Raw genomic sequence first — 7,903 nt, 5'->3', positions numbered from 1 at the left:
CCATTACCAGCAGCTAACGAACAAGCGGCTGGCATCCCAAATGTTCAAAAACAGGAAAACTATCCCAGCGAAATTCCTTCACCGATTCAGCCATTACCAGCAGTCAACGAACAAGCGGGTGGCATTCCAAATGTCCAAAAGCATGAAGGAATATCAATATTTCTCCAAAGAGAGGCGATCGCAGAGGCAAACTCCGCTAGAGAATCATTAATATCTAAAGATGCAAGGTCGATCGACGAGGTAGGATCTGTATCTGCCCCCAACCTTTCCCTAATAGCAGGTGAGGCAACAGATACAGCTATTGTAGGGTCTGTTGCCTCTGAGTTGCCTGCGATTCAGACAGATCGGGAAAGCAACCAGCCTTTGCCAAGTAGCGGAACTAATCGTTTGACCCCCGCGATCGCCCAACTTAGTGCCATAGTCCCTTCTGACCCAACCGTTGAGCAAGATGGTACTGTGGTAGCTTCCGGTGCATCACCTGAGAGTACCGACCAAAGTCTAATATCGCTTGCTCAGACAACGAAACCATCGCTTGTTCGCAGGACACCGGGAGAATTAGAACCTGAACAACTTCAAACCTCTGCACCGGAACAGGTGCAACTAGCATGGGACAAGCCGGATTTTGTTCAGCAGGATGGGAAAGGAGCCTCAACTGAATCTAGTACCATTCCAGAAGAGCAACCTGCGGGGGAAAGGTCAACCCTTACTCAGCTTCAGCAGCAAACCTCGATCGCCCAAGCCTCTTCAGATCCTCAACAGCCTATTGCACAAGGGCGATCGCTTTCTCCCAGTCAACCTGCTAACATCCAGCGAGACTCAGACTCTCAAGAAACAGAAGCATCGCCTGGTGTAAGAGAACAGTCTTCAATAGAAGGGCGATCGCTTTCTCCCAGTCAACCTGCTAACATCCAGCGAGAGCCAGAGCCTCATCAATCTCAAGCCAGTATTACCACAGAGGATGTCCGACCTGCCGAAACGCAAACTGTCGCCCAGCTATTAAGCCAACCTGGAGCCACTCCCCAACTCCCGAAAGTTTTGGAAAATATTACCACTAGCCAACCTTTAGGTATTACTAAACCTTTGATTCAACGCTCTGAATTCCTCTCAGAAACTTCTTTCCCAGAAACTGCCCGTATCTTCTCAAGCGATGAGCCTCAAAACTTTTCTGTAGAACCCGCTGTCCCCACCTACCCATCAGTTACTAATATACAGGAAAAATCGGACAAAGATTTCAGTAGTGAAGTGCTAAAACAAAGTATGATGATTCAAAGGCAAGAAAGCGATGCTCCAATCACAGATGTCCCTGATTCATGGTCAAGTATTGAAGAATTGCTCGGTGAAAATAATGCAATACCAAGCGACCCCGCAGTGGTGCAAACCTACTCGACAGGAGTGCAGCAAGCAGTTCCGCGCCAACAGCAGCAAGCAATATCGGATATTCGCACTGCCATGCTACTTCCCCCTGGAATTTTTAGCGGAACCGCAGGCATTCACAGTTTAGATTTGCAACAGCAGCCAACTTCTGTAAAGGCGTTAATGGAAAAAGCTCTCCAATCTAGAACGAAATTGGAAGAAAAAGCTGCCCCTCGTAACGCTGAACCTGCTCAAACTATCTCATCCTCTTATCTCGGAGTATCTGAAAAATTAACCCAAGTTACTGAAACAAAGGAAGAGAAAAAAGAGGAAGAATTAACAACTGACAAGGTAGAAATTTTGGCAAGAGAAATTTATCCACTCTTGCGACAACGCCTAGAGATTGAAAGAGAGCGTCATGGGTTCTATTATAGTTACCGATAACTCCTCTAAAATCTGAGAGGTTTCCTCAATTTTAATTAATAAGCTGTTGTGCATTTAATTTGTATGTTGAGGGCGGGCAGGATGCCCACCCCACAAGAGGAAAAATTTATTTTACTATGCAATTTAAATGCGGATTAGCTTAACGTATCTGCTCGTCACACGCAGTTTATTCTAATTAGTTCAAGTTTTCTAAGTAACTAGGAGTGAAACATGACAAAATCAGACAAAGCACGCCAGATAGTTAAGGATGGGCTTGTAAAAATTGGCAATTCAGCCATAGAGACACAGGCGAGAACATCTGATAGAAAGCGGGATAAAGATTTCCAAACAATAGAAGTAATAAGGCGGAAAGAGGCTGAAAACCTCTATAAACAACAACAAGTTGATAGCCGTCTTGCCAAAGCTGCTTTAATTCCCAGAACTGGGGAACAAGCTTCTACGATTAACTTCATGTTCAACCCAACTGATCTGAGCCTGAGCCGAAGTGTTAGTATCACTCCCATGAACGGAGCAAGGACACAAAGAGGTTTACCCAAAGTTAATTTTGGCTTTGTTGAACCATACAAGCTAAGCTTAGCTGGAATTTTGTTTGATACCTACGAAACAGGAGGAAGTGTATTAAATGAGATTCAACCATTACTAGATGCCGTCGATTTTTCCAAATTTCAAGACCCATTTAAAAAAGAAGAGGCGGGTGGAAAAAAATATCAAGAAAGAGTGGTACAAGCCACTATGGGTAATCAAGCGGCCCAAGAACTCTTTACATCTGTTGGTAAAAATTTTGCCGGAGTAAATGTAAATGCTTTGGAATACAAAGAATATGGTGCAGGAAAGATAGGAGAGCAAATACTCGATATTCGACGGCCTCCTGTTTTTTACTTCATTTGGGGCGATAAAAATTATATGTGCTGCATGGTCAAGCAGTTAGATTACAAGTTGACCATGTTTTTACCCAATGGTACTCCCGTGAGGGCAATGGTCAATATCACTCTAGAAGAAGTTGATTTAGGAGTCGCAGATAGAGGATTTAGTGCGCGACAATCTATCATTAGCAAATAAATCTTAGCCAATTTTTTTTGATAAAACATTGAGTGTCTATGACTTCCAAACCTACTGATTATGTATCTATTCCCCTCATCGAAATTCCCGATGCCGACCCAAAATTAATGAAGGATTTCACGAGAGATGTCCTCCAAATTTGTGTAGAAGAAAGCCTACACTTACCTGGAATGTTCACTTTGGTGATTAATAACCCCTATGCTCCCTTAGATCAAGAAACAACAACCTGGCAATACGATTCCATTGTTCAGGTTGGAAAAAAAGTTAAACTCGGTTTTACTTCCAGTACCACAGAATCTACTCAAGCACAGACAGGATATGTCATCGAGGGAGAAATTACAGCAATAGAAACCCACTTCACCAGTCGTACCCAAGCGCCCATCGTCATTCGAGGTTATGATGTCGCTCACCGCCTGCATCGAGGGCGTTATATCCGCTCTTTTCAAGACTATACAGATGGGGATATTGTTGAAGAAATTGCCAATGAATTAGGCATCGAAATTGACACCTTAGAAGAAAGCGGAGAGGTACACGAATACATCTTTCAAGAAAATCAAACTAATATGGAGTTTTTGCGAGAACGAGCGGCTCGCATTGGCTTTGAATTATTTGTTCAAGATGGCAAACTGTATTTTCGCAAACCTAAACAGAATGAAATTTTAAAGCTGCAATGGCTGCGGGATGTATCTAGTTTTCGCGTCCGCATTACCACTGCCGAACAAGTCAAAGCAGTGGAAGTGCGGAGTTGGGACTATGAAAGAAAAGAAGTAATTGTTGCCCGCGCCCCTCAACAAAGTCCTGCGCCTGCATCGAATAGCTCTAATTTAACAGGGCAGACAAAGGTAGCAGTAACTAACGCATCGGATAACTTAGTTATTACGACCACTAATCATGGACGAGGAAGCGACTACAGCCAAAAATTCGGCTCTAACCCTCCAGAGCCGAAAATGATCGTAGTTGATAAGCCGACTGCCACTCTTAAAGAAGCGGAGGTAATGGCAAAAGCGCTGTTTAGTGAATTAGAGGGAGATTTTGTCTGTGCGGATGCTCAAGCTCCTGGCGATCCGCGCATTCGACCAGGGAAAGTGATAGAACTAGAAAAAATGGGGCGCTATAGCGGTCAATATTACGTTACCGAAAGCCGCCACTTGTTCTATGAAGGCATTTATACCACAGAGTTTAGCGTGCGGGGGCTGCGCGGAGGCGATTTGCTGCAAACATTGTCCCCATCTGTGAGGCCCAGACCTGGGCAAACCCATCTGGTAGGCATTGTCACTAATAACAAAGATCCCAAAGGTTGGGGGCGAGTTAAGGTGAAGTTTCCGACTCTTACACCTGAAAAAGACAGCACGGCTCATGCGAGTTATTGGGCAAGAGTTGTCGGGGTAGGCGCCGGTCCAGGGCGGGGTTTTGACTGCTTGCCAGAAATTAATGATGAAGTGTTGGTGGCTTTTGAACATGGCGATATCCATCGCCCTTATGTGATTGGTGGCGTTTGGAATGGAGAAGATCAACCTCCAGAAAAGGTGGAAAATACAGTGGGCGATCGCTCTCAAGTGCGCCTACGAACGTTTAAAACCCGCACAGGTCACACTTTACAATTTGTAGAGGAAACTCAACATAGCAGCCAAGCTGGAATCTACATTACCAGCAGTGGCGGTCATCAAATTGAAATCAATGATAGCGATGGCTCCATAGAAATTCAGACCCAAGAAGGGCAGCGCATCACGTTGAGCGATCGCTCCTCTAACATTACCATCCACTCCAAAGGCGACATCAACCTCACACCCGGCTCGGGTAAAGTAGTCGTTTCCGGTACCATTTTAACGGGCGGCGTCCTCCTCGGCACTCCACTCAGTTCGGTCAATGTGGGTGAAACTCTGACTAGCTTAAAGGAGCAACTCCAGCAAAATACCGAGGGCGATCGCCAGCGCGATCGCACCGCTGCCGAACTGCGGCAGGAAATTCAAAACAATGCTCAAGCCGATCGCCAGCGCGATCGCACCGCCGCCGAACTGCGACAGGAAATTCAAAAAAATGCTGCTGCCGATCGCCAGCGCGATGAAACCTTAAAAGCACTACAAAACCAAGTTCAGCCCAGAACTTCGCCTACTCAGTCTCAGACTGCATCCCCAGCGAACGCTTCTACCAATCCCACCAGCAATCAAAAGTCCGCTCCAGCGAACCCACCAGCAACTTCCTCGACAACTCCTACACGTTGATTCGACTTTTGTCGAATACTCCCACAGAACCCACTTTGCTAAATTGAGAGCATCTGTCTGCGGAGGTACTTGGCATGGTCAATCTAGCCAACCGGCAATTGCGTCGCCCCTACTTGGGTCAAAGTTTGCGGTTTCCCCTGCAAGTCAACCCACAGGGAAGCATTGACTTGAGTGCAGAAGAGCAAAACATCCGAGAATCTATATACATCATTCTCTTGACCCAGTGGGGAGAACGAGTGTACCGCCCCAACTTTGGTTGTCGCTTGTCCGAGTTGATGTTTGCTCCCATAAACTCGCAAACCCTAATGCTGATGCGGATTTATGTCCAAGAAGCCTTAGAGGTGTGGGAACCCAGAATTATTGTTGATGAAGTGTTAGCCGATCCCGACCCCACTCAAGGCCGAGTCGATCTCATCATTAACTACCGCCTCCAAACCAGCTACGAGTCCCGCAGTATTATATTTCCGTTTTACCTTCAGCCAGAACCAGAATTCGGGAATGGGTAACTCTCAGTAATCAGTGGGCAATGAGCAGTTAACACTTAACAGTTAACCATTAGCTAACAGATCGCAACTGACCAATTACCAATTACCCATTACCAATTACCTAGACTATGGTTTTTGATTTCCTGCCCAAGCTACCCAAGCCGAATTTAGATGACCGGGACTACGAAGACCTGGTAAAAGAGTGCCTGCTGCGAATTCCCCGCTATTGCCCAGAGTGGACGAATTACAACCCCAGCGATCCAGGGGTAACTGTGATTGAATTGTTTGCTTGGCTGACAGACCAAATGCTCAGCCGCCTCAATCAAGTACCCACGCGCAATTACATTACCTTTCTCGAATTGCTGGGTATTCGCCTGCAACCGCCCAACCCTGCTACTACAGAATTAACCTTTTATTTAGTGGGCAACCTGCCAGCAGCTTATACCATTGTCGCTGGCACCGAAGTGGCAACAGAGCGCACGGCTACCCAACCCGCCATTATTTTTACCACCGATCGCCCCCTCACTGTTGCCCAGCCGAAAATTCAGCACTTCCTCGTCGGGGAAGACGCCCCTGACATTCCCCAAGTCTTGCGCGATCGCTTCACTAACTTCTGGAGCATGGACAATAACGGTCACTGGTCAGGACCAGAACTCTCCCTCTTCAGTGAAATCCCCCAGCCTGGAAATTGCTTTTACTTGGTCTTAGACCCCGACGAACCCCTAGAAGGAAACGTCATCGCCTTGACCCTGAAAGGCCAAGAAGCCACCCCCACTGGCATTAACCCCAACTCTCCCCCGCGCCGCTGGGAAGCGTGGAATGGGAACGGATGGGTGCCACTCCTGCTGAACGAATCTGACGACGAAACCCAAGGCTTCAGCTTCAGCAACATTGCTCAACGAGGTGGCAACCCTGTAGAGGGAGCCGATGTCATCTTGCACTTGCCAATTAATTTCCCCGTTGCTCACTTTACCGCCTACCGGGGGCGGTGGCTGCGCTGCACCTGTACAGAACCGGGCGGCCAACAGCCTGCTTACAGCCGATCGCCCCGCATTGTCGGTCTGGGGACAGTGGCGATCGGGGGAACAGTAACGGCAACCCAATGTGAAATCGTTGAGGATGAACTGTTGGGGGAAAGTAATGGCGACCCCGGACAAACGTTTCAATTGCAACGGAGTCCTGTGCTGGCACGGCAAGAGGATGAGTTCCTGATCGTCATTCCCCCAGGTGGCATTCCCCAGCGGTGGCAAGAGGTGAACGATTTTGCAGATTCAAAGCCGAGCGATCGCCACTATACGGTGGACTCGATGACCGGCACTCTCCAATTCGGCCCCTTGGTGCGGGAAGCGGCCCAACTCAGGGAAGCAACTCAGTTGCGGGCGCGCCTGCAAACTGGTGGTTCACAGCCTGTGCTTCCTGCTACTGGTACCTTAGAACAGCAGTACGGCGCGATACCGTCTAGGGGTTCTAGCCTGCAGATGTCTCGCTACCGGACTGGGGGCGGCGCGGCGGGCAATGTCCAAGCGGGAATCTTGGAAATCTTGAAAACGGCGGTTCCTTACGTTGCCAGCGTTACGAACCACATCAGAGCTCGCAATGGCAGTGACGGAGAAACGCTAGAACAAGCCGCAATCCGCGCCCCGCTGATGCTGCGAACGCGCGATCGCGCCGTTACTCCCGAAGACTTTGAAACTTTAGCCATTCGCGGCGGCCAAGGTGCTGTTGCCCGCGCTCACTGCCTGCGAACAACTGGAAAACAAGCCGGAACGGTGAGGCTGTTAATTGTCCCGCAAGCCAGCTTGGATGGGATTGAGCGCGGTAAAGGCATTAACCCGGACAGTTTTACGCTGACATCGGCGCTGGATCAACAAATTATCGCTTATTTAGATCGGCGGCGGCTCTTAGGTGTGCAAGTGCTGTGCAGCCAACCTGATTACGTTGGTATCGCCGTGCAAACAGAGGTTGCCCTCAAGCCAGAGTATAACAATGCGGTGGCTCAAGCAGAAATTCAGAGGCAAATGTTAGTGGCACTGTATCAGTTTTTCAATCCCATTACAGGCGGTGCAGACGGTAAGGGGTGGCCGTTGGGTCAGCCTGCTTATCCCAATGATGCGATCGCTGTCCTGCAACAGTTTGACGCGCTGCGCTATATCGGCACTCTGCAGCTGTTTGAACTGCGCCGCCAAGAGCAATCTTGGGTGCGTTTGCCCCCAGTTCCCATAGTCAATCCCGGGCCCTTGGGACTGATTTGTTCTTGGGCTGACTCTCAAGCGCGATCGCAGCACCTTATCAATTTCATTCAGTAGATAAATGTCAGTTGTCAGTTGTCCGTTGTTAATC

5 protein-coding genes are annotated in these 7,903 nt (G+C 48.3%); all 5 read left to right on the top strand.

The features are described from left to right. Window positions 1–1,797 (top strand): hypothetical protein (locus QUB16_RS14115; protein WP_333316914.1); only part of this gene is annotated, 1,797 nt, incomplete at its 5' end. A gap of 210 nt (window positions 1,798–2,007) precedes the next feature. Beyond that, window positions 2,008–2,856, top strand: coding sequence for a CIS tube protein (locus QUB16_RS14110; RefSeq protein WP_333316912.1), 849 nt, complete (start codon window positions 2,008–2,010; stop codon window positions 2,854–2,856). 38 nt (window positions 2,857–2,894) lie between these two features. After that, window positions 2,895–5,078, top strand: coding sequence for a phage baseplate assembly protein V (locus QUB16_RS14105; protein WP_333316910.1), 2,184 nt, complete (start codon window positions 2,895–2,897; stop codon window positions 5,076–5,078). Window positions 5,079–5,152: 74 nt separating this feature from the next. After that, window positions 5,153–5,584, top strand: a complete 432-nt coding sequence (locus QUB16_RS14100; protein ID WP_333316908.1) for a GPW/gp25 family protein — start codon at window positions 5,153–5,155, stop codon at window positions 5,582–5,584. Between the two features lie 107 nt (window positions 5,585–5,691). Next, the gene (locus tag QUB16_RS14095) at window positions 5,692–7,869 is read left to right on the top strand and encodes a putative baseplate assembly protein (protein ID WP_333316906.1); all 2,178 of its coding nucleotides are present in this window, start codon (window positions 5,692–5,694) and stop codon (window positions 7,867–7,869) included. Window positions 7,870–7,903 lie beyond the last annotated feature (34 nt).

This window comes from Microcoleus sp. D3_18a_C4, from assembly GCF_036702415.1.
In the GTDB taxonomy this organism is placed as follows: Bacteria; Cyanobacteriota; Cyanobacteriia; order Cyanobacteriales; family Microcoleaceae; genus Microcoleus.
This window is presented reverse-complemented; position numbering and strand designations above follow the sequence as displayed.

Coding starts and splice junctions, on each gene's coding strand:
- QUB16_RS14110 (WP_333316912.1), top strand. CDS start 2,008: ATGACAAAATCAGACAAAGCACGCCAGATAGTTAAGGATGGGCTTGTA.
- QUB16_RS14105 (WP_333316910.1), top strand. CDS start 2,895: ATGACTTCCAAACCTACTGATTATGTATCTATTCCCCTCATCGAAATT.
- QUB16_RS14100 (WP_333316908.1), top strand. CDS start 5,153: ATGGTCAATCTAGCCAACCGGCAATTGCGTCGCCCCTACTTGGGTCAA.
- QUB16_RS14095 (WP_333316906.1), top strand. CDS start 5,692: ATGGTTTTTGATTTCCTGCCCAAGCTACCCAAGCCGAATTTAGATGAC.